This is a genomic window from Paenibacillus baimaensis (assembly GCF_025567575.1).
Genome location: NZ_JAOQIO010000124.1, coordinates 446,465 through 470,320, shown reverse-complemented (window position 1 = coordinate 470,320; position 23,856 = coordinate 446,465). Strand labels below are relative to the sequence as shown.

At 46.7% G+C, this 23,856-nt stretch carries 21 protein-coding genes; 10 read left to right on the top strand and 11 right to left on the bottom strand.

Translation table 11 applies throughout. The features are described from left to right. Positions 1-13 precede the first annotated feature (13 nt). From OB236_RS38630 to OB236_RS38620, 3 genes are all read left to right on the top strand, one after another. Positions 14-442 carry a chemotaxis protein CheW gene (locus OB236_RS38630; RefSeq protein ID WP_262688773.1) on the top strand — a complete coding sequence of 143 codons (429 nt, stop codon included), beginning with the start codon at positions 14-16 and terminating at the stop codon, positions 440-442. Between the two features lie 15 nt (positions 443-457). Continuing rightward, positions 458-2,464 carry a chemotaxis protein CheA gene (locus OB236_RS38625; RefSeq protein WP_262688772.1) on the top strand — a complete coding sequence of 669 codons (2,007 nt, stop codon included), beginning with the start codon at positions 458-460 and terminating at the stop codon, positions 2,462-2,464. A 78-nt stretch (positions 2,465-2,542) separates the two neighbouring features. Next, complete coding sequence (locus OB236_RS38620) at positions 2,543-2,914, top strand: ArsR/SmtB family transcription factor (protein ID WP_076228463.1); 372 nt, start codon at positions 2,543-2,545, stop codon at positions 2,912-2,914. Between the two features lie 138 nt (positions 2,915-3,052). On the opposite strand, the gene OB236_RS38615 is transcribed toward OB236_RS38620, so the two are convergent. Beyond that, positions 3,053-4,966, bottom strand: a complete 1,914-nt coding sequence (locus OB236_RS38615; RefSeq protein ID WP_262688771.1) for a glycosyl hydrolase family 18 protein — start codon at positions 4,964-4,966, stop codon at positions 3,053-3,055. A gap of 218 nt (positions 4,967-5,184) precedes the next feature. On the opposite strand from OB236_RS38615, the gene OB236_RS38610 reads away from it, so the two are divergent. From OB236_RS38610 to OB236_RS38600, 3 genes are read left to right on the top strand one after another with little or no spacing between them, the layout of a single operon-like run. Beyond that, on the top strand, positions 5,185-5,724 hold the full coding sequence (locus OB236_RS38610; protein WP_262688770.1) for a DUF309 domain-containing protein: 540 nt from the start codon (positions 5,185-5,187) through the stop codon (positions 5,722-5,724). Beyond that, complete coding sequence (locus OB236_RS38605) at positions 5,721-6,461, top strand: response regulator transcription factor (RefSeq protein ID WP_262688769.1); 741 nt, start codon at positions 5,721-5,723, stop codon at positions 6,459-6,461. The genes OB236_RS38610 and OB236_RS38605 overlap by 4 nt, the downstream gene beginning before the upstream one ends. After that, the gene (locus tag OB236_RS38600; protein ID WP_076228473.1) at positions 6,454-7,899 is read left to right on the top strand and encodes a sensor histidine kinase; all 1,446 of its coding nucleotides are present in this window, start codon (positions 6,454-6,456) and stop codon (positions 7,897-7,899) included. Before OB236_RS38605 ends, OB236_RS38600 begins: the two co-directional genes overlap by 8 nt. A 74-nt stretch (positions 7,900-7,973) precedes the next feature. Here the strand turns inward: OB236_RS38600 and OB236_RS38595 are convergent, their stop codons facing one another. Further along, the gene (locus OB236_RS38595) at positions 7,974-9,272 is read right to left on the bottom strand and encodes a VWA domain-containing protein (RefSeq protein ID WP_262688768.1); all 1,299 of its coding nucleotides are present in this window, start codon (positions 9,270-9,272) and stop codon (positions 7,974-7,976) included. Positions 9,273-9,548: 276 nt separating this feature from the next. Here OB236_RS38595 and OB236_RS38590 point away from each other — a divergent pair, with 276 nt between their 5' ends. Beyond that, positions 9,549-10,166, top strand: coding sequence for a hypothetical protein (locus OB236_RS38590; protein ID WP_262688767.1), 618 nt, complete (start codon positions 9,549-9,551; stop codon positions 10,164-10,166). A 54-nt stretch (positions 10,167-10,220) separates the two neighbouring features. On the opposite strand, the gene OB236_RS38585 is transcribed toward OB236_RS38590, so the two are convergent. Continuing rightward, entirely contained in the window at positions 10,221-10,805 is a 585-nt protein-coding gene (locus OB236_RS38585; RefSeq protein WP_262688766.1) for a beta-class carbonic anhydrase, read from the bottom strand. 58 nt (positions 10,806-10,863) lie between these two features. Then, positions 10,864-11,199, bottom strand: a complete 336-nt coding sequence (locus OB236_RS38580) for an iron-sulfur cluster biosynthesis family protein (RefSeq protein ID WP_076228483.1) — start codon at positions 11,197-11,199, stop codon at positions 10,864-10,866. 154 nt (positions 11,200-11,353) lie between these two features. Here OB236_RS38580 and OB236_RS38575 point away from each other — a divergent pair, with 154 nt between their 5' ends. Continuing rightward, complete coding sequence (locus OB236_RS38575) at positions 11,354-12,874, top strand: carboxypeptidase M32 (protein WP_262688765.1); 1,521 nt, start codon at positions 11,354-11,356, stop codon at positions 12,872-12,874. Positions 12,875-13,006: 132 nt separating this feature from the next. On the opposite strand, the gene OB236_RS38570 is transcribed toward OB236_RS38575, so the two are convergent. From OB236_RS38570 to OB236_RS38560, 3 genes are all read right to left on the bottom strand, one after another. Then, positions 13,007-13,834 (bottom strand): ABC transporter ATP-binding protein, encoded by an 828-nt coding sequence (locus OB236_RS38570; protein ID WP_262688764.1) that lies wholly within the window; start codon positions 13,832-13,834, stop codon positions 13,007-13,009. 65 nt (positions 13,835-13,899) lie between these two features. Then, a complete protein-coding gene (locus tag OB236_RS38565) occupies positions 13,900-14,946 on the bottom strand; it encodes a FecCD family ABC transporter permease (protein ID WP_262688763.1) in 1,047 nt (348 codons plus the stop codon). Further along, positions 14,947-15,954, bottom strand: coding sequence for a FecCD family ABC transporter permease (locus OB236_RS38560; RefSeq protein WP_262688820.1), 1,008 nt, complete (start codon positions 15,952-15,954; stop codon positions 14,947-14,949). It abuts the gene before it with no gap. Positions 15,955-16,195: 241 nt separating this feature from the next. Here OB236_RS38560 and OB236_RS38555 point away from each other — a divergent pair, with 241 nt between their 5' ends. Further along, on the top strand, positions 16,196-17,203 hold the full coding sequence (locus tag OB236_RS38555; protein ID WP_262688762.1) for an ABC transporter substrate-binding protein: 1,008 nt from the start codon (positions 16,196-16,198) through the stop codon (positions 17,201-17,203). A gap of 100 nt (positions 17,204-17,303) precedes the next feature. Here the strand turns inward: OB236_RS38555 and OB236_RS38550 are convergent, their stop codons facing one another. The 4 genes from OB236_RS38550 to OB236_RS38535 form a co-directional block, all read right to left on the bottom strand. After that, positions 17,304-19,121 carry an ABC transporter ATP-binding protein gene (locus tag OB236_RS38550; protein ID WP_408638572.1) on the bottom strand — a complete coding sequence of 606 codons (1,818 nt, stop codon included), beginning with the start codon at positions 19,119-19,121 and terminating at the stop codon, positions 17,304-17,306. Positions 19,122-19,188: 67 nt separating this feature from the next. Further along, entirely contained in the window at positions 19,189-20,955 is a 1,767-nt protein-coding gene (locus OB236_RS38545) for an ABC transporter ATP-binding protein (RefSeq protein ID WP_262688761.1), read from the bottom strand. Between the two features lie 73 nt (positions 20,956-21,028). Then, on the bottom strand, positions 21,029-21,502 hold the full coding sequence (locus tag OB236_RS38540; protein WP_262688760.1) for a MarR family winged helix-turn-helix transcriptional regulator: 474 nt from the start codon (positions 21,500-21,502) through the stop codon (positions 21,029-21,031). Positions 21,503-21,582: 80 nt separating this feature from the next. Next, the gene (locus OB236_RS38535; RefSeq protein ID WP_262688759.1) at positions 21,583-22,644 is read right to left on the bottom strand and encodes an FUSC family protein; all 1,062 of its coding nucleotides are present in this window, start codon (positions 22,642-22,644) and stop codon (positions 21,583-21,585) included. A 191-nt stretch (positions 22,645-22,835) separates the two neighbouring features. On the opposite strand from OB236_RS38535, the gene OB236_RS38530 reads away from it, so the two are divergent. Continuing rightward, positions 22,836-23,849: an ABC transporter substrate-binding protein gene (locus OB236_RS38530; protein WP_076228497.1), complete on the top strand. Its 1,014-nt coding sequence runs from the start codon at positions 22,836-22,838 to the stop codon at positions 23,847-23,849. The last annotated feature ends 7 nt before the right edge of the window (positions 23,850-23,856 follow it).

The window sequence follows — 23,856 nt, the reverse complement described above, 5'->3', positions numbered from 1 at the left end:
GGATGTGATTCTTATGGCAACAGTACAGCAGGACCAATATATTGAGATGACTGTCGGACTTGAGGCATATGCCGTCAGAATTGAAGAAATTCATGAAATTATTAAAATGCAGACGATAACGGAAATTCCTCATTGTAAACCTTATGTGAAGGGTGTCATTAATTTAAGAGGGAAGGTTGTACCTGTTGTCAGCTTCAGGAATTTGTTCGGCTTGCCTGAACAGCAGGATACGAAAACAACACGCATTGTGGTTGTTAAGCACAGGGAAGAGTCGGTCGGAATCATTGTTGATCAAGTGAACAAAGTAACCACATTTCCCGATATTCAGCCGCCGCCGGACCATGTAGGGGGTGTGAGCGGGGCTTATTTCTTAGGGATCGGACTTCGTGAAAACAGGCTGGTCGGGATTTTAAAACTGGATGAAGTGCTGCTGCGCGACTAGGGGAGGCTGTTACGCATGAACGATTTGTCAGCCTATCGGGAAGCCTTTATTGAAGAATTGGTGGATCAGCTTGACCGAATGGAGCAAGAACTGCTTTCGATGGAAAAGGAGGCAGCGGAAGAAACCATCCAATCCATCTTCAGGGCCGCACATACGATTAAAGGCTCCTCGGCTGCGATGGGCTTTGATGAAATGAAGTCAGTGACACATGAAGTCGAGCATTTGCTGGACATGATCAGGGGGAAGAAGCTTGAGGTCGATGGGTCACTTATTAATTTGCTGTTCAGCGCGTTGGATGTTTTAAAAGCATTACGGGACGAGTATATGCGAGGACTTTCGTATTCCGATATTTCAAAATTGCTGTATGATCTTCAGAATTTCACGAAAGCCCCCACAAAACCGACTCCATTTAAAAGCTTGCCGGAGCTAACTCTGGAGCAATCGCTGCAGCTGGAGGAAGCTATGGAATCAGGGCTGCAGCTGTTGAAGGTCCAGATCAACCTGAGTGACGATTGTCCGATGATGGCTGCAAGGTTTCAGCTCACGACTCAGGAAATAACTGCAAGCTACGGTACGGTTATTTGTTCCGAGCCGTCTACTGTGGATTACCATGAGACCGAGGACAGCGTATATTCAGAATCCATCTTTCTCATAAGCACCTCTCTCGATATGAAGGACGTTCAGGAGCAGTTATCCACACTGACCGACGTCAGGCTGGTTAAGGTAGAAAGTTACAAGCCGTCAAGTAAGCCGAGCAGCACAGTGCCTGTTCCCAAAGTACAGGTGCAGGAGGATAAGAGCAAGCAGGGACCACAAACTATACGCGTCAGTGTTGAACGTCTGGAGCATCTGATGAATCTTGTCGGAGAGCTGCTCATTGACCAGACATCGCTCGCCCAGCTGAAACAGTCGGTATCCAGGCGATTTGCGAACGAGGAGTTTGTAGAAAGACTTAGCGACATCAGTGATCATATGTCAAGCATCGTGGAAGAGCTGCAAGAAAGTGTGATGAAAGCTCGTATGCTGCCCATTGAGCATTTATTCAACCGTTTCCCGAGGATGGTTAGAGACCTGTCACAGAAGCTGGGCAAAGATATTGAGCTGGTACTGGAAGGAATGGAAACGGAACTCGACCGTACGCTGATCGAAGAAATCGGGGATCCCTTGATCCATCTCATACGCAACGCAGTGGACCATGGTATTGAAGCAGCTGATGTGCGTGCAAGTAAAGGGAAAAGAGTGAAGGGGCGCGTCCGTTTAAATTCGTTTCATGAGGACAATCAGGTTGTCATTACAGTAGAGGATGATGGAGCAGGCATTCTGCCTGACAAGATGAAAGCTTCTGCGCTGCGTAAAGGGATTATTACCGAAGAGGAGGCTGAACGGCTTTCGGACTATCATGCGATATGCCTGATCTTCCGTCCGGGATTTTCCACGGCTGCGGCTGTTAGCGAGGTATCGGGGCGCGGCGTTGGGATGGATATTGTCCGCAACCAGATTGAGCGGCTGAACGGATTAATCGATATCGACTCGAAAGCAGGACAGGGAACTTGTTTTACAGTACGAATTCCACTGACTCTGGCTATTATTACAGGACTTATGGTCAAGGTTAGCAGCCGTGATTATGTCATTCCGATGAATAACGTTATTGAAATCGTCCGCATACCGATGGAGCATATTCAAACCGTTCACGGTGAAAATGTAATTGTTATACGCGATAAAGTGATTCCTCTCATATGGCTGCATGATGCTCTGCAATTAGACAAAAGCAAGGTGCAGGGTAAATTCATACCAATTGTAGTGGTCGGATCTGCTGAGAAGAAACTTGCTCTCGCAGTCGATGAATTGTTAGGCAATCAAGAAATCGTGATCAAAACGCTGGGTACTTTTTTAGGGAAAATTCCGTTTATTACGGGAGCGACCATCCTGGGCAACGGTAGGGTAGCGCTCATTCTGGAAATAGCGTATTTGATACAAATGATGAATAAGCATTCCGCCGGGCAGCCGGTACATATTATGTAACCAATATGAATGATTCCGTTCGCTTGATTAATTTGCTATAATACAGGGATAGTTGTCTGGATTGAAAGGTGTGATCAAATGGAACCGTCCCTTGGTACAGTCGAGGATTGTGAATCTTCGTGTTTTGGCTCGGAAGCAGATCTCAATCAAGTCAGGGAAAAGATGATTGATGAGGAGTCGGCCGTTCAACTTGCCGATTGGTTCAAAGCATTCAGCGACCCGACCCGTGTTAAATTAATTGGTGCACTGCTTCAAAAGGAGCTCTGTGTTCACGACTTATCCGTACTACTGGATATGGGACAATCTGCAGTATCCCATCAGCTGCGCTATCTTCGCAATATGAGAATCGTGAAGCGTCGAAAAGCGGGCAAAACCGTCTTTTACTCACTGGATGATTCACATATCGAAGAGATTTTTGTCCAGACCCTGCAGCATACGAAGCATGGTTAATTTGTAACCAGCCTTGCACCTTCATGGAAATGGTCTTGCTTATGACAAAGCCCGCAAGTATACGGTCTATACCGTTGCTTGCGGGCTTTGTTGTTTGCGTTCAGGGTAACGTTCAGAATTCATTATACTACGGAAAGCTTATTTTTCCTGAATCATCATTTTCCACAGATCGGCTGAATCGTATCCGAGTCTCCAGGCTGCGACGCCGCCGAGATCATATTTTTTGGCAATATCCAGACGAGCCTTAACGGTGGCCTCATCCTCCAGCCAGAATACTCTTTTGTTCCCATCCTGCTCATACTCGACCCGATATTGGCCGAATTTGTCATCCCAGGTTTGAGTAGCTTTTTTACTTTTGATCAAAGCAGGTAAATCCTTCATCAGCAGTGCGCGGTTATCAACGAGCTGACCGCTTTCATCGATCTGCCATTCACGCACATAGAAAGGAATTCCCATAATAAGCTTGTCTCTCGGGATACCGTATGACAGGAACTCTTGAACACCTTCCTCGACCCACTGCAGCCCGGCTACTGAGCCAGCTTCCGGTCCGGTTCTCCAGTTCTGATCATACGTCATCGTGATGATGTAATCAACGGTTTCTCCCAGCTTCTCATGATCATAAGCCGTCTGTGCATTCCACTTCACACTGCCACGCGGCAAATCGATAGAAATCTTAAGACCTTCAGCATGCGCGGCAGCCGTCAAATTTTTGACAAAGACTGTGAATGGTGCGCGATCCTTACCGGCAACACTTTCAAAATCGATGTTTAAGCCTTCGACACCCAATTGAGCACCTTTACTTACCAGCGCTTGGATAAACTTTTTTTGTGCTTCTGGACTGGCTAGAAATTTGGTCGTTAACGCGGCGTCAAACTGGTTGTTAATTAATGGATATACACGAACGTTTTGCGCTTTCAGCCAAGCAACGGTGTCCTTATTGGACGTATCCGTCAGAGTACCTGATGCATCAGCAAGTGTAAAATACGTTGGTGATACCACGTCCAGCCCTACCGTATTGTTCACATGCGCGCGAATCGTATCATTGTTGGAGCTTCCGTTCCAACCCCAGAACTGCAGCATCCGGAAATTGTCCCATACCTTATAGCTATCATCCAACAGTCGGATGGAGGCATTGCTGAAGCTCAGCGCGTAATTAACAGCATCCGGCAAAATCGATGAGTCGGAGATCCACTTATCATTTTGGAATACCTGGTAGTAGGGATAATTAGTCCAAATGTCTTTCGGTGAATCATTCTTAGAAATACGAGTATGGTCAAAAGACTTTGCGTAGGCTATGGCGTCATCAAGGCTAAGAAAGGAATTCAGCAGTGACGAATATTGATAAACCTTATACATTTTTTCATTGGATAAAATGGTCTGGTTGTTCTTATCTGATCTGACTACACTGGAATTTCCCCACGCTGCAGCCTCACGAACGGCATCCTCCAAATAAGAGAAGGACCAGCTATCCTGCGTTGACTTGCCTTGATATACCTGGTACACCTTGGGTCCTGCACGAAGCTCGCTTTTGCTGGATTCCGGAATGTTGTCCCAGATCCACTGGTGGTCGCGAAGATCGATGATATGTACATTGCCCCATTTGGCGCCTTCGGCTTTGGCTTGGGCCAAAGTAGTGAACTCCCAGGAATCCAGTGTGATATCACCTTGATATAAGCGGTACTGAGGATAGTTATTCCAGACCCATCCATCGGAACGAAGATCGCGAATACTGGCATGTCCCCAATTGGAGGCTTCCCGTACAGCTTGATCAAGCGTGGCAAATTCCCAAGCGGAGCTGCTTACTCCATTCTGATACATTTTATAACGAGGATAGTTGTTCCACAGCCATTTACGTGTGCTGATTTCCTCGACATGCGTGCTTGTAAACTGCTTGGCGTAATTCTCGGCAGAACTATAATCGGAGGTTTCTACTAAAATTCGGTCATCCTGATAAACCCGATATTTGGACGTCTTATCTGCGGCCAGAGCCGTACCGGACGAAGTGAGGAGCAGCGCCAATATGGATATGACCAGAACGGTGTTGCGCTTCAAGTTGCATCAGCCTCTTTCTACTAGTTACTAATCTATTAAACGCAATATAGCACTAAGAAGTTGCGAGGAAAATAATAGAAAGGAAAATTATTCCTGATAAAAGTAACAAATCTGTGGACGAATTTGAATCAGTAGTTTCCGTTTTCGGACCTTCTTGATACAATAAGAATACCCGTAGCTACAGCTATGTCGGATGTATGGAAAAGGCGGTTATTGGTATGCAGAAATATCCACAGGCTTATATCAATTATCTGATATACTTTCATGCGGAAAGAGATTATTTTGAATGTCATGAGGTATTGGAAGAGTACTGGAAGGACCATCCCGGTGATCTATGGGCTTCGACCTATGTAGGACTGATCCAGGTTGCCGTTTCGTTATATCACTGGCGCAGGCATAATTACGCAGGAGCTGAGAAGATGCTGCGCAGCGCGCTCACCCAGTTGAAGGATACAGATTTGGTACAGTTGGGCATAGAGGCAAAGGTATTTCGCACAAGACTTTCAGGGCGCCTGGAGGCATTGGAGAATCCTGATGATAGGCAATACGAGGATTTGGATATCCCACTTGCTGACCCGCAACTGGAGGTGCTTTGCCTGGAGCATTGCAGCGTGAATGAGCTGACCTGGCTTAGCCCCAGTGATCTGAACAACACACAACTTATCCATAAGCATACCCTGCGGGACCGTGCACCTGTTATTCTGGAGCGGGAGCGCAGCAGGCAGCTCAAACTGTTAGCAAAGAGGGACAAAGGATGAGTAAAGAGTCTAAGCACGGTAAAATTATGATCGTTGATGACGAACCGAATATTGTCGAAGTCATCCGGTTGTATCTGGAGCATGCAGGCTACGAGCCGATCATTGCTTATCGAGGTGGGGAGGTACTGCAAACCGTACGGGTTCAGCAGCCTGATCTGGTGCTTCTGGATGTGATGCTTCCGGATCATTCCGGCTTTGAGCTGTGCAGCCGTATTCGAAGTGAATCGGGAGCTCTTGCGCATACACCTATTATTTTCCTCACCGCCAAAGGCGAGTCGATAGACAAGCTAAGGGCCTTCAATCTGGGTATCGACGATTATATTGTAAAACCGTTTGATCCCAATGAGCTGATTGCCCGAATTAAAGCCGTATTACGTCGGACACAATTGCAGAATACGACTGCAAATACGGGTTCCGAGCAGGATCGGGAGAAATTGCTGAGAATGGGTGCTCTGATGATCGATCCAGGCCAATACAAGGTCACCTTGGATGGCAAACGGGTCGATTTGACCCCTAAGGAGATCGAGCTGCTTTATTTTCTGGCCTCAAATCCGGGGAGGGTATACTCGCGTGAGGACTTACTTGGTTATGTGTGGAACTTCGATTTTAGCGGAGGCACACGTACGGTAGACGCTCATGTCAAAAATTTACGCAAAAAGCTGGGTGCCAGCACTGATTGGGCGATTCAAACCCTCTGGGGGATCGGCTATTCATTCGAGGTCATGCAGCATGCGTAAACCATGGTTCAGCAGCTTTTATATCAAAATTTTCTTAACGTTCCTGGTCACGTGTATTTTGTTCTTTGTCGGACTGGCCGTGTTCTGGAATTACTACTTTACCGATTTATTTTATAAGGATAAAAAAGAAATGCTCTCCTCCCGTTTTGGTGAAGTCGCCAAGCTGCTGCCATCTATTCAGGAGGGAACGATTTCAACACGTGAAATGCGATTTGGTGTACGGATTATTGCCCGAAGCATTAATGGTCAGGTGTGGCTTGTCGATAGCTCGGGAATGATTCTTAATGGATCGTCAGAGCGTGAAGGGACGCTGATTCCGAAGGTTGTGGATACGTTGTTTATCGATGGCCTGAAGGGACAGGCAGGCTTCGTGGCAGGCGAATACAAGCTGGATGAGCGGGCGCGAGGGGGCACCTTGACTTATTATGCACCATCGCAGCTGAACGGGAAGCCGATTGTGATTTTCCTGAATGTGCCTGCAATTGAGGTCAGTGAAGCGCTAGCTGCTGTACGCTGGAATATTTCGGTCCCACTGTTATTTTCATTATTGACGGTAGGTTTGATCTTGTACGTGATCTCCCGTAAGCTGGCAGGGCCGTTGCAGCAGATGAACCGGGCGGCGCTTGAGCTTGCAGGTGGAGATTTTACAGTAAGAGTGCCCGTGACCTCCAAGGATGAAATAGGTGAGCTGGCCAGCAGCTTTAACTTCATGGTGGATCAGCTGGTGAATTGGGAGGATGCGAGGCAGGAGTTTTTGGCTAATGTATCCCATGAGCTGCGTTCACCTCTAACCTCGCTGAGAGGGCTCATCATCGCAATGAATGACAAGATTATTCCCGAGGATAAATACGGCCATTATTTAAAAATATGTGATTACGAGGTACAGCGCCTGCAGCGTCTTGTTAATGATTTGCTGGATCTGGCAAGAATTCAGAATGGTATGGATGTTTTTCTGACCTATCCGATGGACATCGTTGGCAAAACCCGTGAAGTGCTCGATCTGATCAAGCCGACCCTGGCTGACAAAAAAATCACCCTGCTGGAGCAGCTTCCGGAAGAAACGTATAATCCGATCGTGTCCGATCTGGACGATGACCGTTTTGCACAAATCTTACAAAATCTTTTGCACAATGCGATCCAGTTCACTCCATCGGGAGGGACGATTACAGTTCGTGTATGTGAGGAGGACGGAAACGGAACGATCTATATTCTTGACACGGGTATAGGCATATCGGGCGATGAGCTGCAGCGGATCTGGGAGCGTTTCTATAAAGCCGAGCATTCACGGATTTCCCGATCTGAGGGTACGGGGCTTGGGCTTACTATTGTGAAGCACCTGGTTAACGGAATGAAAGGTACGATCGAGGTTGCGAGTGAGGTAGGCGTAGGAACCGAGTTTAAGCTGTCATTTCCACTCAGCGAGCATGAAGGAGCTTAGTCTTCATACTCGCTTGCCTTTTATTGTGAGCCATGCCCAATCTGTTTCTCTGAACTTCCACGGTCTGGTAGCTGCTACGATTTGAGAATTCGTTTTTGTCTCGCTTGTACAAGCCATTGCGGGTATTCATTGAACAATCTGTCATACAGTTCACTGTCACTGACGGTATCGATATCATCAAGTGCAAAGAAGTCGGCATTATCAATGAATCTACCTGGCAGGTCGTCCAGTTCTTCCAACACACCATAGTAAGATTGTCCCAAGCCGACAAATTGCCAAAAGATCCCCAGCTTTGAGCTCTCAATCAAAATCTTCGATATTGCTTCAGTTTCATAGATGCCACCGTCACTGAAAAAGATAACGTAAGCGGGCAGGCGATTATTGGGCTCTTCTTTGCTATATTTTTTGATTACGTCACGCATGACAACTGGCTCATTGTTGCTGCCTCCAGCAGCACCTAAGGTGTAGGAGCGTTCAACATAGTTTTCATAATCAGTGGAAGTAACACTACCGGTACGCATGCTACTATCTGCAAAAAACCATACATCAAGCTGTCCGTCATCATCCATACTGGAGGCAATTGCTAACACTTTTTCGAAGGCACGTTGAACGGTGCCATTTTCATATAGGTCGAACATGGAACCGGAAGCGTCAAAGACAACAGCAACGCGTGCCTTTTCGTTCGCGATCTTATTTTTGGCAAGAGAGATTTCTACTTTCTTTTTCAGCAGGTCGATTTTGTTGAGATTAATTTTCGTTTCTACAGGGGGCGCGGCTGCAGCGGCAGATTCAGCTACAACAGCGTCATGACCTGCATCGTCCTGCGTGTCTATAACCTCAAGTCCGTAATGCTTGCATAAGTCGTCTAATCCTCCGAAAAAACCACTGCCGATCGCGCTGAACTTCCATTCCCTGTTATGTAGATAAAACTCTCCAACAACAATCGCTGTTTCTTTGGTAAGATCCTTGCCGAACTCAAATGTAATCGTCGTTTCTTTACCGCTAGGGTCAATAATCTCCAGATAAGTATTGGATACTTGATTAAAATACTGGTTTAATTTCTTGCCTTCATGGATCGTTAGCGTAAGTGCAATTTTATGGATCGAGGAGGATAATCGGCTCCAGTCCATTGTGAATTGTCCACTTTGGGCGTTACTGCCTGCAGTATACGACACAGAACGATCAGAGCTCACAGGATTCCCGTAAAATATGAAATCTTCATCATGCTCACATCTACCGGAGCCGGATAATAAAAATGCAGAAGCATCCACCTCAATATGAGTATCAGCCGTTTTCCAGCGAATATGAACCTGTACAGTTTTATGATTTCGATTTTTGGTGACATCGATTTTCTGTCCTTTTTGCAGCAGCATGTTGCGTTCCTCCTAATGGTTCCTCATGGACTGAGGTTATGGGTATGTTGTATCACTTCCAACTATATCAAAAATAGGAATCTAGCACCATATTTAATGCGAGTCACTTTAATAGAAACCTGGAAAAAGATTTTACATAATATTCACAAATCTCTCATAGTTTCATCGAAATTGCGCTATATGCTGTTGATAACAGATGGAACGTGTGATTGAATGAACAAGGCATGTATCTGCTTATGCAGTTAATTTACTGCGATAATTTTAGGAGGCGATCCCATGGGGAATTGGCGGCTGCGATGGATTGGCATTAGCTTCATCATGCTGTTAAACGGGTGTATCCATCCAGCACCAGTCAGCCTCCAGCTCCCGGAAGCTGTAGTTCAAAGAGACGAAATCCAGAATACGTTCGAACGGCAAATGGTCATATTATTTCAAAGCCTGATTCAGATGGATCGTCGTGAAAATTTGGGATTAAGCATCAAGCAAGCCAAAGAGCTGCTGCCGATGGTTGAACGCAATAGTCGTGTCGGAGAGCTGGAACAAGCGGATCAACTGCTGATTATCGGGCTGCTTTCAACCGAACAGAAGGGATTTGTTAATGAGTTCCAGGAACGGATTCGTAGCAAGGAGCAAAACATGAAGGAATTCAAGAAAAAGGATCCTTCCAGTGTCGAGGAACGCGAAGCCATGATCCATGAGTTCGAAGTGCGGCGGCGGGAGCGGGATGCTGAATTTGACAAAAAGCCGTTGCCACCATCAGAGGAGGGTACCCGAGATAACACGCCACACCCGCCTTCTTCGTCTGGTGGACTCGGGAGCGGTAAAAATGTCGAGCAGCAGCTTATCGATTTACTTCAAGCGAAGATCAAGAAGGAACCATTACCCGAACGTTAAAAGGACTGTCTGGCTATAACGCCGACAGTCCTTTGTGTATGTAGATCTATGGCTTCAGACTGTAGTTGTCGTTCCCCAGTCATATCCGTTGTCAACGAGGTCCAGCTTACCGGTTTCAGGATCAATAATTAAACCGTGAACAGGCAGATTTTTGGGTAACAAGGGATGGTTGCGAATCAGCTTCACACTGCTGAGCACGCTGTCCTGAACATCATCGAAGCCTCTAAGGAATCGTGCCAGATCAATGCCTGCATGATGAAGGGTTTCGATCATTTCCTGGGTTACTCCACGCTCCTTGGCTTTCTCCAGAACCTCAGGTGCGTTCAGACCGATCATGCCGCATTGATGGTGGCCAACAACGAAAATTTCCTTGGCTTGAAGCTCATATACGGCCACGATAATACTCCGCATAATACTTCCGAACGGATGGGTAACGACGGCCCCGGCATTTTTAATAATTTTGGCATCGCCGTTACGCAAATTCATGGCCCGCGGCAGCAGCTCAGTCAGTCGTGTATCCATACACGTAACGATAACCATCTTTTTATCGGGAAATCTGGTTGTAAGATATTGTTCATAATCTTTATTGTCAACAAACTGCTGATTGTGATTAATAATGGTAGACATTAACGAGTCCATGGTACCCCTCCGATTATTGGTGTGCAGTATAACCTTATGCTGCTAATTCTATCTGAAATCAGTTTGCTTGTTCTCTTTTATCTATCAGCTGCATGAGACTGTTGTAAATTTGCCCATTGCTCTTTAAGATATAACTTCTATTGGCGCTGCGGTAGTCCAATGTCATGTTGTCCTCGAAATATACCTCTTGTTTCTTTTCATACCACAATTCAAAGGGAGAACCGCCTGCTCTAAGGTCATTCTCTTCGGGTTTGTCGACGATCCACAAGGAAGGCACACCATTGGCTGAACAGCCACAGCCTTCAGAATCAAATACGAGCTTGAGCTCACCCGATCCAGCAGGCAATTGATGAGTAATTTGTTGAACGGCTTCGTCCGTAAATGTAATATGCATATGGTTTCCTCCATAAGTGTTGTGTGTAGCATAACTGAATGGATACGATGTGACATCAGTTTACATCCTTATATTTTACCACAATCTTAAAGGGTTTGCTTCTCTTTTAGTTAAGAAGTATGATCATAGTAACTTGAATAAAGGGGGAAGTTCAATGACAACCAATCAGTTTGAACACAAATTGCATGAATTCAAGCAGTATCTCCAAAAAATGAAAAGCTATGAGGAAGCCATTGGCCTGATTTATTGGGATATGCGAACCGGCGCTCCCAAGAAAGGGATAGCTACCCGTTCCGAAGTCGTCGGAGTATTGTCAGGTGAGCATTTCAAAATGTCGGTTGCAAGCGAAATGGGAGAATGGCTGGATTACTTTTCAGAGCCGGAGCAGGATGCCAGGTTAAACCGCGTCGAGCGAAAGATTGTTGCCGAATGTAAAAAGGATTACGACCGGAGCAAACGCATTCCCCCGCAAAAATACCAGGATTATGTGGTGTTGACCTCACAGTCTGAATCAGTCTGGGAAGAGGCCAAGCATAACTCCAACTATGCGATATTTCAGCCTTATTTGGAAAAAATCGTGGCAACCAATCTCGAATTTATTGATTTGTGGGGATATCAGGGGCACAAATATAACACGCTGCTGGACATGTACGAGCCGGGTATGACCGTAGCCAAGCTGGATCAAGTATTCGGAGCACTGCGTGAGAAGGTAGTCCCATTGCTGAGTGCCATTCAAGCCTCTAAGCATAAGCCGGAAACCGGATTTTTAAAGCAGACCTTTGATAAAGAGCAGCAAAAGAAATTCAGTCTGTTCATTTTGGGACAAATGGGCTATGACTTTGACGCGGGAAGACTTGATGAGACCGTGCACCCATTTGCAACAGGCTTAAATCCGGGAGATGTGCGAATCACGACCAGATATTTACTGGATGATGTGAACAGCGCTTTATTTGGTACGATCCATGAGGGCGGTCATGCCTTGTATGAGCAAAATATTTCGCCTGATTTGATCGGCACACCACTATGCACCGGCACTTCGATGGGGATTCATGAATCGCAGTCGCGTTTTTGGGAAAATATGATCGGACGCAGCCGCCCATTCTGGAATCGATATTATCAGGATGTGCAGAAGCATTATCCTGGGCAATTTGACTCTGTACGTGTTGAGGATTTTTATCGGGCTACGAACGAAGTTAAACCTTCCCTGATCCGAATTGAAGCAGATGAGCTGACTTATAATTTACATATTATGGTCCGTTATGAAATTGAAAAAGAACTGTTCAGCGAATCGGTTCGGGTGGCGGATCTGCCTGAGGTATGGAACGAGAAGTATCGGGATTATTTGGGTATTGCACCTACTACTAATGGAGAAGGCGTGCTGCAGGACGTTCATTGGTCTGGTGGAGCCTTCGGTTATTTCCCTTCCTATGCACTGGGGAATATGTACGCGGCTCAGATGATGAGGACGATCCGCAAGGAACTTCCGGATTTTGATGGCTTACTGGAGGCAGGAAATCTGATTCCAATCAAGGAGTGGCTGTCTGAGAAGGTATATCGTCATGGCAAGCTGCTCACGCCAACTGAAATTATTACTGAAGTGACAGGGGAAGAGCTGAATCCCGATTATTTGGTTGACTATTTCCAGGAGAAGTACGGGGATATTTACAAGCTGTGAGATCAGGTTGAGATAAAAATGGGATAAGATTTAAATAAGATTGAGTTCAACAGGATTGAATTCAATGATAAAAGCCGGTCAAAAGGGACATAAGTCGCTTTGATCGGCTTTTGCAATTTCTTTCGGTTCTATTTAATGGACACTAACAGGCTCTAACGGCTGCTGTTGGGTCGGTTTAACGCCTTTGCCATAAGGGACAACTAATGGGGTCTGGAACAAGGGGTCTTGAATGATTTGGCAAGGCAGATCGAACACATCCAGGATGAGCTTTTCGTTGATCACTTGCTCCGGGCGTCCTTCGGCATACACCTTGCGGTCCTTGATCGCGACCACGTGATGGGCATAACGGCAGGCAAGGTTAATATCATGCAGCACCATTACGATAGTTCTCTGCTCCTTTTGGTTCAAATCGTAGAGGAGGTCCAGTACTTCAATCTGATGAGCCAGATCCAGATAAGTTGTAGGCTCATCCAGCAAGATCGTCGGTGTGCCTTGGGCTAATGTCATCGCAATCCAGGCCCGTTGCCGCTGTCCCCCGGATAACGAATCCACGGTACGCTCGGACAACGAGTCCATATGGGTCAGCTCCAATGCGCGGCGTACTTCTTTTTCATCCTCAACCGACCATTGCTGCAGCCAATTTTGATAAGGATATCTACCTTGTTTCACCAACTGCAGCACGGTTAACCCTTCAGGAGCGGATGGCCCCTGCGGCAAAATGGACATACGGCGGGCAACCTCTTTGGTGGAGAGTGTGGCAATATCGCTGCCGGCCAGCACGACCTGGCCGCTCTTCGGCTTGAGCAGCCTTGCAAGCGAGCGGAGCAGTGTGGACTTGCCGCAGCCGTTACTACCGATAAATACGGTGATTTTTCCTTTTGGAATGGCTATATCTAGATCTTTGAAAATGCATGTATCCCCGTAAAATAAACTCAAATCCTTGGATTGAATAGCCGTCATGTTCAGATCTCCTTATATAAAGCAGTATGGTTAAAAGGTTTAGTTACGCCGCAGCACACTGTTAACTACCGATTGCGAGTACGATAGAGCAGATAAACAAAAAATGGAGCGCCAATACAAGCTGTAAACACACCAGCAGGTATATCGAGCGGCGTAAATATCGTTCTGCCGATCAAATCAGCCACCAGCAGCACAATGGCTCCCATTAGCGCGGATACTGGCAGCAGAGCACCGAAGCTTGGACCTACAAGCTTACGGGCAATATGCGGACCCATCAGTCCGATGAATCCGATAGCCCCACCGAAGGCTACAGCCGCACCTGCGAGAGCTACACTGAAAATTAATAACAGGAATCTTTGACGTTGAACATGGCTGCCCACACTGCGGGCAATGTCCTCACCGAATTCCTGAATGTTAATATGTCGTGAATATACGAACATCAGAGGGAGCAGCACGACAATCCAAGGCAGCAGAGGGATGACAGACTTGGCCCAGGACACACCATACACACTGCCAGTCATGAAGGTCATGGACTGATTGGCAAGAATAATAGGTCCTGAAATCATCATCATATACGACAGAGCGCTCATAGCCGCCGAGAAGCCGATACCGATCAGAACCAGTCGCAGCGGTGTCACACCTTGCTTCCAGGACAATACATATACAATCAAAGCAGCCGCAAAGGCTCCAGCTACAGCAAAAACCGGCAGCAGATGAATACTGATTTTGTCAGAAAAGAAATAAAAGAATGAGACCGCCCCAAGTGTAGCTCCTCCAGTTATACCTACGGTATCAGGAGAGGCTAATGGATTACGTATAACCCCTTGCAGAAGTGCGCCGGCAACCGCCAGAGCAGCACCGACCAATACAGCAATAACAATACGTGGAAGCCGCAGAGAACGAACAATCATCATATTGGAGTCTTCACCCGAACCGAATATGGAGCGAATAACCTGTATAGGCGTTATGTATACACTGCCAATGCCTGTACTCAGAATGAAAATCACGATTACGGCTATGAAGAGTGCTAGAGAAACGATTATTGCTTTTTTACTGACGAGAAACGAATACGCTTTGCTGCGAACCGTCATATATTTGCTGGATGTGGTCATTTAGAAGCGCCCTCCTTTGCGAGCAATATATACAAAGAAAGGAACACCAATCAATGCAGTCGTCACACCAACATGGACTTCCTTCGGCATGGCAATAAAACGAGAACCTACATCAGCACTAACGAGCAGCAGCGCCCCCAGAACGGCACAATAAGGGATAAGCCAGCGATGATCCCCGCCAACCAGAAAGCGTGCAATATGGGGAATGATGATGCCGATAAATACAACCGGACCTGCAAGAGCAACGGAGCCCCCGGCAAGTATGACAATGACTATCGCGGCGGACGCTTTAATAAATATCGTGCTTTGTCCAAGCCCCTTGGCAACATCGTCTCCCATCGCTAACACGTTAATGTGCGGTGCGAGTATAATAGCGCCGATTAAGGCTGCGAGCATATAAAGGAAGACCGAATCAAACATCTCCATCGTACGCCCTGCAACCGAGCCGACCAGCCACACCAGCACCTGATCAAATGCCTTGCCGTTGGAAAGCAGTACTCCCTGTGTCAAGGACGCGAAGAAAGCAGTCATCGCTGAGCCGGCAAGTGTAATCTTGATAGGAGTCAAGCCATCGCGCCCAATTGAACCTAATAGATATACGCCGCCAGCACTAATCGCTGCTCCGAAAAAAGCGATCCACGTATATTGTGTCAAATTGGTGACGTTAAAAAACACGACAGCCAACACAATGGCAAAAGCGGCTCCGGCATTAACTCCAAAAATACTGGGAGATGCCAACGGATTGCGGGTAATGGCCTGCATTAGAGCTCCGGCTACAGCCAGGCTTCCGCCGACAAGTGCTCCGATTAATGCCCGTGGCATGCGGGTTGTCTGGATAATGATGTGCTCGTTGGACCCATTAAATGCTGTGTAGGCTTCAACAATCTTGGCCCACGAATAGGTGTTAATGCCGAACTTAAGGCTGCAAACAAATGCAACTGCCAATAAGAGAAGGGCAATCACCAAGCCTGCGATTTTAAAGGGGGATGTTAGAAGTTCTTTTCGCATCATTCAGTCGTTTGCCTGCTTCCTGTCTGAGTTAAGCTTATTGATAAATAATAAAATTAGATGATCTAGCTTACGTATATTGTAATGAGGCTAGTGATCACCTGTCAATGACTTTGAGAATCATTATCAAAAAAAGATTGACAAGCGGCGTGTGCTTCCCCTAAAATGAACCGTGACAAATGATAACTATTATCATTTATTTATCGTGCATCTTTGATGAGAAAAATAGGGGGTTCATTACATGTTTTCTGGAAATGGTTCATTTCGAATCAAATCGGCAGCACTGATTGCCGTTGTTTTTGCATTATCTATCGTATTAGCAGCTTGCGGACAATCTGCGGCACCTCAGCCGGCAGACACATCCAAGCAAGGAGCGGCACCTGCGGCTGCAACTACCGAAGGTCCTCGTAAAATTAAGCATATTATGGGTGAGACGGAAGTACCTGCACAACCGAAGAAGGTCATCGTACTGACAAATGAGGGAACGGAAGCTCTGCTTGCACTGGGAGTCAAGCCGATTGCCGCAGTAGATTCCTATTATGGAAACCCTTGGTATGATCATATTAAAGCCGATATGGAAGGTGTAAAAAACATCGGTGGCGAATCACAGCCGAATCTGGAGCTTATTGCTTCATTAAAGCCGGATTTGATCCTCGGCAACAAAATGCGCCATGAGAAAATTTACGAGCAATTGAAGGCGATCGCGCCTACGGTATATACAGAAACACTTCGTGGTGAGTGGAAGAGTAATTTTCAAGTTTATGCGGACGCTTTGAACAAAAAGGCTGAGGGCGATAAAGTTATCAGCGCATTCGATAAACGTATCGATGATTTCAAACAAAAAGCTGGCGACAAGCTGAAGGAAAAAGTAGCGGTAGTTCGCTTCATGGGCGGCAAAACGAGATATTATTACGGTGAAATGTTTACAGGCGTTATTTTCAGGCAAATTGGTATTCCTCGGAACGATCCGAAAAGCGATGAGAAATCGTTTGAAGATATTACGAAGGAGCGTTTGACTGAGCTGGATACGGCCGATAAGGTGTTTTATTTCACCTATGATGTTGGGGATGGCAAAGGCAAGAAGCAAGAAGAAGAATGGATGAACGACCCGCTTTGGAAAAACCTTAAGGTTGTGAAAGAGAACAAGCTGGTCAAGGTTAGTGATGCAACGTGGAATACATCCGGGGGCGTGAAAGCAGCGAACCTGATGCTGGACGATATGTACAAAATTTACGATGTGAAACCATAATCGGATAACAAGCATAGGACTAGAAAAAGCCTTCAGTAACCACGATATCGTGGCCTGAAGGCTCTTGTTTGTCTGAGTTTGAGTAGAGATGGACAACGGGCTAACCAGCCCGATTAAACTGGCTCGTGTATAAATCGTAGTAGAAGCCTTTAACCTCCAGTAACTCCTGGTGCGAGCCTCGCTCAATAATTTCCCCGCCGTTCATCACCAGTATGAGATCGGCCTCTCGAATCGTGCTGAGTCGATGCGCAATTACGAAGCTGGTACGACCTTTCATCAGCAGGTTCATCGCTTCCTGAATGATCATCTCGGTTCTTGTATCCACTGAGCTTGTAGCTTCATCGAGAATCAGAATAGCAGGATCAGCCAGTATGGCTCGTGCAATCGTAATCAACTGGCGTTGTCCTTGACTGAGATTGCTGCCCTCAGCGCTCAGCAGCGTATCATAGCCTTGAGGCAGCTTGCGGATGAAGCTGTCAGCATTGGCCATTTGAGCGGCTTTCTCGACCTCGGCTTCGGTTGCATCCAGCCTTCCGTATCGAATGTTTTCACGTATCGTATCCGAGAACAAGTAGGCATCCTGCAGAACGATTCCGAGCTGACTGCGCAGACTGTCTTTTTCCAGATTACGCAGGTTCTCTCCATCTATGGTAATGATCCCGTTATCAATATCATAAAAGCGCGTGAGCAAATTAACGATCGTGGTTTTGCCGGCTCCGGTAGGTCCAACAAGGGCAATCGTCTGCCCTGGCAGGGCCGTTAACGAAATGTGTTTGAGAATGGGAACTTCTTTTTTATAGCTGAAGGACACGTCGTTGAAAACAACCTCGCCCTTGACCGCTTGCAGTTGTTTCTCCTGATCATCGGTTTTTTCATATTCGGTTGGTGTATCCATGACCTCGAACACTCTTTCCGCACCGGCCAAGGCCGACTGGATCATATTAAATTGATTGGCCAGCTCATTGATTGGCCGTCCCAGCTGCTTCGAATAATTCAGGAAGCTGACAATAACACCGATAGTAACCAAGCCGTTAAATGCCATCCAGCCACCTACGGTTGCCACCAACGCGTAGCTGATATTGTTAATAACGTTCATCACAGGGCCGATAAACCCGGATAAGATCTGCGCCTTGCTGCCGACATCCCGCAGCTTGGAGTTGATGGCATGGAACTGCTCGGTTGCTTTGGCTTCGCGATTGAAGGTTTTGACAACCTTTTGTCCGGAAACCGTTTCTTCAATAAATCCATTCAATTCACCGAGACTTTTTTGCTGACTGGAAAAATGCTTTCGGGTCCGTTTGGCAATTTGACTCGTTAGCAGCATTGCCATCGGTATGACCACAAGACTAACGAGCGTCAGCCATACGTTCAGACTAAGCATTAAAACAATGGCGCCAATTACCGTCAAAAAGCTTGAAAGCAGCTGTGTCACCGTCTGATTCAAAGTATTGCTCACGTTTTCGATATCGTTGGTCGTCCGGCTCATGAGCTCGCCATGTGTCTTGCTATCGAAATAAGGGAGCGGCAGCTGCTGCAAGTGCGCGAACAAATCATTGCGCAGTTCCCAAACCGTACGCTGCGACACGCCGGTCATGACATACAATTGAATCCAGGACATAGCTGAGCTGAGCACATACACACCGAGTAGAGAGAGGCACAGCCAGAGCAGGCCGCTATAATTCCGCGGAATGATATATTGGTCGATAGCAACTCCGATCAGGTAAGGTCCAGCCAGCGTCAGGCACGTACTGCAAAGCGTAAGCACAACGATAGCAATCAAACCGAGCCGTTGACGCCGCAAATAATTCCATAGCCGCCGCAGTGTTCCCTTGGTATTCTTGGCACGTGCCTTCTGCATCATCATGCCGCGGCCGGGACCGCCACCCATCGGACCGCCGCCCATACCCATCGGAGACATACCACCAGGAGGTCCACCTGCAGGTCTTGCAGTGGTTTCTTCGTGCCCGCGCTGCCGATTGTTATCGTTAGCCACTGACAACCGCCTCCTTTCCTAATTGGGATCTATAAATTTCCTGATAAACAGGACTTGATTCCATCAGCTCATTATGCGTGCCTTGAGCAACAACGCTGCCTTCGTCCAGCACTACGATCGTGTCTGCCTCCAGCACGGAAGAAATCCGCTGTGCAATGATGATTCGCGTGCTTCGTTTGGTTTGATTTTTCAATGCTTTTTGAATTCGTGATTCCGTACCAAGATCAACCGCACTCGTGCTGTCGTCGAGAATAAGAATGGCGGGCTGGACAAGGATAGCCCGTGAGATCGATACCCGCTGCTTTTGACCACCGGACAGGTTCACACCACGTTGACCAATGATCGTTTGATAACCATCAGGGAGACTGGCTATATAATCATGGATCTGCGCCGCCTTGGCCGCTTCCTCAATCTCTTCCTGTGAGGCATTGGGCTTACCGAAGGCAATATTTTCACTGATCGTTCCCGTAAAGAGAATAGCTTCCTGCAAAACGACTCCGATTTCACTGCGCAAATGGGTCAGGTCCATATCACGGACATCGATACCGTCAATGCGCACCGTTCCTTCGGTCGCGTCATAGAGCCTTGGGATCAGGTTCACCAGCGAGCTTTTACCAGAGCCTGTTGCACCCAGAATAGCGACAGTTTGACCAGGTTCAAATACGAGATTAATGTTGGTCAGCGCATTTTCCTGCCGTGTAGGCCCATTCGGGTCCTTATCATCGGTGTAAGTGTTGTAGGCGAACGATACATGATCAAATTCGATCTTACCTGCGCGGATCACATTGGTTTGTGCATGTGCTTTGTTCGTAATTTCCGGCTCGGTTTCCATGACTTCATGAATCCGCTCAGCCGAAGCTTTGGCACGTGAAACATTCATCAGAACCATGCTGACCATCATCAGGGAGAAAAGAACTTGTGTGACATAATTGATAAAAGCGACCAGATCGCCTACCTGAATCGTTCCTTGCCAGGTTTGCAAGCCTCCGAACCAAATAACTGCTGCTATGCTTGCGTTCATGATGAGCATCATAATCGGCATGATCAGCATGACAATCCGCGTAGCTTTAATGGATATGTCCATCAGAGCATCGTTGGATTTACGGAAGCGCTTAATTTCATAATTAGCACGAACAAAAGCTTTGACGACACGAATTCCGGTCAAGTTTTCTTGCAGAACGGTATTGACGATGTCGAGCTTCTTTTGAACCTTACTGAACAACGGAAAGCCCTTGCGAATAATGATGACCAGGACCAGAACCAGTAATGGAATAACGACTGCCAGTATCAATGCAAGACGAGGACTGATGATAACCGCCATAAGGATACTGCCAACGGCTAGCAGAGGAGCACGTACCAGCATCCTCAGCGTCATCAGTACGACCCCCTGGACTTGAACCACATCGTTCGTTAGTCGGGTAACAAGTGACCCTGCCTTGAATGTATCCAGAACACCAAAAGAAAACGATTGAACCTTGGTAAACAAATCCTTGCGTACGTCGGCTCCAAAATTTTGTGACGCGGTACTGGAAAAGACCGTACATCCGATACCGCCGATCAGTCCAATTAATGCGACGCCTAACATGAGTGCACCTGTCTTTTGGATATGGGCAAGGTCTCCTGTCAGGATACCTTGATCGACGATACTGGCCATGTACTTGGGCTGGAGGAGATCCATATAGACCTCAAGCAGCATGAACAACGGGGCAAGCAGGGTAGCTTTCCAGTAAGGCTTTAAATAAGGTAAAAGCTTTAGCATGTGTCAACTCCTTGTAATCATTGTAGAATGCTCAATGTAGTGACTTGCGCAATGCTTTGATTCCATTCAAGTCTCATCGGATGGGGCTGACTGGTTTCCCCGAACAACTCGTATCCCGATCGGTAGCCAGGTTCTCGTACACCTGCAGCATCAATCTGCGAAGCAGCACCTTATCCTCCTCGGAAAAGTTGCCAAAGCATTGGGCGTCCATGGCGCGGAATGTTTCTCTAACCTCTGTATGGGCAAGCTTGCCTTTCTCCGTGAGATATACCCTCGAAACCCGCTGATCCTTCGCATCCTGCCTACGTTCAACAAGTCCGGTCTTAACCATGCGGTTTAGCATGACCGTGATGGTAGCTGGTTGTATATGCAGTTGTTCGGCCAGTTCCTTCTGACTTTGTCCGTCCTTGCGTTTCAAGGCAAACAGCAGCGGAGGTTGACCGGGGTACACTTCTTGATCCTGCAGCAGCTCATGCATCTTGTGCCAATGTGTTCGCATAACCTTGGAAAACACGAAATGCAGCGAATCGGACGTATAAATATCCATGGGTCACCCCTTTTATTTAGTCGGCTAACTATATTATTGCCACGATTTCGTGGCGGCGTCAATAGGTGAAAGTGAGTTTGTTATTTTTTCATCCAAAAAAACAGTGCGCCGAGCGGCTCTTTCTCATCTTGCCCGCGATTGAACTGTTCGATCAGCTTGTCGAGTCGGGCGATTTGTATACAGTAGTCGTACATTCCAGCAGCAACGATGGAAAGTCGTAAAACATCCTTATGACCCTGGGTGTAGCTCGCAATCATCGTCTCCATAAACTGGTCGTTAGCCTCTTCCATTTTGGAGGCTTCGGAAATTTCCGGTTTAAGCATATTTTCAAACTTAAGCAGTACATGCTCATGGTATTTAATCAGCTTTTCCAAATGTTGATCAAAATAGAGATTTGTTTCCGCTGTCCGCGTTGACCTGAAATAGTGCTGTTCAACAGATTCTAGCGTTTCCAAGCCCTTTTGCAGCGTGAGCAGCATTTGTTTGAATACGACCAGATGCTGTGAAGTGCTGTATTTGGCGCGTTTGAGCTTCTTGAGCTCTTCCTCAAACAAATTATATTTGGCCGAGAGCGATTTGAACGAGTCCTCCAACGCCAATAGCTCATCACGGAATACCTTTTCCTTGATTTCATCGGATACAGCGGTCCGCAGGAGCAGTGACATTTTGGCGAATACGGTATGAATTTGTTTCACGATCTGTTCCTTCGGATTCGGCGGGAAAAACAGAATATTGATTAAAAAAGCCGAACCAATTCCAATCAAGCTGAGTAGAAAGCGGTTGAGCGCGAAATCCCACTGACCAGATGCCTCCATAACCGCGATTACCGTGACTAGAGTCAGACCGATCGTTTCTTCCATTTTGAGCTTCAGGCAAATCATAATAACGAGAATACAAACAAGTCCAATGGCTATCGGTTCTTTCGATAAAAAAGTACCTGCAAGCATGGCCAATGCAGCACCAAGCGTATTGGTCTGAATTTGATCCAAAAAATAGCGCCACGAACGATAAATAGATGGCTGCATCGCAAAAATCGCGGCTACTGCGGCAATAACCGGAAGTGGAAAATTCAGCCAAATACTAATGTAGAGGGACAACGTCACTGCGATCCCTGTTTTTAATACCCTTGCGCCAAAAGACATGGTTAGCCCCTCCTGAAAATTTTCGTAGAAAACTTACTTCGTAAGTCTCCATCCTCTATGTATTTTCTTATCATACACAGGTTGGGCTGTGATTTGCAAAAATAAAGTCTTCTTATATGTCTTTAACCTTTTTATAGGCTGCCGCATAGGCTAAAGCATTAAAAGAAGCACGAATATGGAGGGACTGGCCTATGAACAAGAAAAGCTTAGGCATCATACTTGCGGTCACGTTGATACTATCATTGATGATTACAGCATGCGGACCGAAAAAAGCGGAAGAGAAAACGAAGGTGAGAATTGGCGAAGTCACTCGATCCATCTTTTATGCTCCTCAATATGTAGCCATATCCAAAGGTTTCTTTGCAGAACAGGGACTGGATGTGGAGCTTACCACAACTCCTGGTGGAGACAAAACGATGACAGCTCTGCTTTCCGGCGGAATTGATGTTGCCTTGGTCGGCTCCGAAACCTCGATCTATGTCCAGCAGCAGGGAAGTGGAGACCCGGTAATTAATTTCTCTCAGCTCACCCAGACAGATGGGACTTTTCTGGTTACACGCAAACCCCTGCAAGGTAAGTTTGATTGGAGTCAGCTAAAGGGCAGTGTGTTTCTGGGGCAGCGTGTTGGTGGCATGCCGCAAATGGCCGGTGAATTCACTTTGAAAAAGTTTGGCATTAACCCTAAGCAGGATTTGAAGCTGATCCAGAATATTGATTTTGCCAATATTCCATCTGCGTTTGTATCCGGTACGGGGGATTATGTGCAGCTATTTGAGCCTCAGGCGACGATGCTGGAAAAGGAAGGAAAGGGTTATGTGATTGCCTCCTTTGGAGTGGAAAGCGGAAAGCTGCCTTATACGGCATTTATGGCTAAACAAAGCTATATCAATAAAAGCAAGGATACGATCCAGAAGTTTGCCAATGCCATTCAGAAAGCACAAAATTGGGTAGCTTCAGCTAGTGTTGACGATATTTCCAAGGCGATCAGCTCTTATTTCCCGGATACCCAAAGTGAGATTATTCAAGGTGTAGTTAAACGATATAAGGACCAGGGCTCTTTTGCCACAGATGGACTGATCGACGAGCAGGAATGGAATAACCTGCAGGATGTTATGCAAGCAGCAGGGGAATTGAAGCAACGTGCCGATTATAAAACATTGGTCAATAATCAATTCGCTGAGCAAGCCAAAAAATCGGTGAAATGAACCAAAA

What these genes read in the sequence shown, in the direction of transcription:
- OB236_RS38535 (WP_262688759.1), bottom strand. Translation starts at nt 22,644, where the DNA reads ATGTCTTTTGGCGCAAGGGTATTAAAAACAGGGATCGCAGTGACGTTG.
- OB236_RS38585 (WP_262688766.1), bottom strand. Translation starts at nt 10,805, where the DNA reads ATGGACTCGTTAATGTCTACCATTATTAATCACAATCAGCAGTTTGTT.
- OB236_RS38605 (WP_262688769.1), top strand. Translation starts at nt 5,721, where the DNA reads ATGAGTAAAGAGTCTAAGCACGGTAAAATTATGATCGTTGATGACGAA.
- OB236_RS38540 (WP_262688760.1), bottom strand. Translation starts at nt 21,502, where the DNA reads ATGGATATTTATACGTCCGATTCGCTGCATTTCGTGTTTTCCAAGGTT.
- OB236_RS38590 (WP_262688767.1), top strand. Translation starts at nt 9,549, where the DNA reads ATGGGGAATTGGCGGCTGCGATGGATTGGCATTAGCTTCATCATGCTG.
- OB236_RS38545 (WP_262688761.1), bottom strand. Translation starts at nt 20,955, where the DNA reads ATGCTAAAGCTTTTACCTTATTTAAAGCCTTACTGGAAAGCTACCCTG.
- OB236_RS38620 (WP_076228463.1), top strand. Translation starts at nt 2,543, where the DNA reads ATGGAACCGTCCCTTGGTACAGTCGAGGATTGTGAATCTTCGTGTTTT.
- OB236_RS38600 (WP_076228473.1), top strand. Translation starts at nt 6,454, where the DNA reads ATGCGTAAACCATGGTTCAGCAGCTTTTATATCAAAATTTTCTTAACG.
- OB236_RS38580 (WP_076228483.1), bottom strand. Translation starts at nt 11,199, where the DNA reads ATGCATATTACATTTACGGACGAAGCCGTTCAACAAATTACTCATCAA.
- OB236_RS38565 (WP_262688763.1), bottom strand. Translation starts at nt 14,946, where the DNA reads ATGACCACATCCAGCAAATATATGACGGTTCGCAGCAAAGCGTATTCG.
- OB236_RS38530 (WP_076228497.1), top strand. Translation starts at nt 22,836, where the DNA reads ATGAACAAGAAAAGCTTAGGCATCATACTTGCGGTCACGTTGATACTA.
- OB236_RS38610 (WP_262688770.1), top strand. Translation starts at nt 5,185, where the DNA reads ATGCAGAAATATCCACAGGCTTATATCAATTATCTGATATACTTTCAT.
- OB236_RS38560 (WP_262688820.1), bottom strand. Translation starts at nt 15,954, where the DNA reads ATGCGAAAAGAACTTCTAACATCCCCCTTTAAAATCGCAGGCTTGGTG.
- OB236_RS38570 (WP_262688764.1), bottom strand. Translation starts at nt 13,834, where the DNA reads ATGACGGCTATTCAATCCAAGGATTTGAGTTTATTTTACGGGGATACA.
- OB236_RS38550 (WP_408638572.1), bottom strand. Translation starts at nt 19,121, where the DNA reads ATGTCTCCGATGGGTATGGGCGGCGGTCCGATGGGTGGCGGTCCCGGC.
- OB236_RS38625 (WP_262688772.1), top strand. Translation starts at nt 458, where the DNA reads ATGAACGATTTGTCAGCCTATCGGGAAGCCTTTATTGAAGAATTGGTG.
- OB236_RS38555 (WP_262688762.1), top strand. Translation starts at nt 16,196, where the DNA reads ATGTTTTCTGGAAATGGTTCATTTCGAATCAAATCGGCAGCACTGATT.
- OB236_RS38630 (WP_262688773.1), top strand. Translation starts at nt 14, where the DNA reads ATGGCAACAGTACAGCAGGACCAATATATTGAGATGACTGTCGGACTT.
- OB236_RS38575 (WP_262688765.1), top strand. Translation starts at nt 11,354, where the DNA reads ATGACAACCAATCAGTTTGAACACAAATTGCATGAATTCAAGCAGTAT.
- OB236_RS38595 (WP_262688768.1), bottom strand. Translation starts at nt 9,272, where the DNA reads ATGCTGCTGCAAAAAGGACAGAAAATCGATGTCACCAAAAATCGAAAT.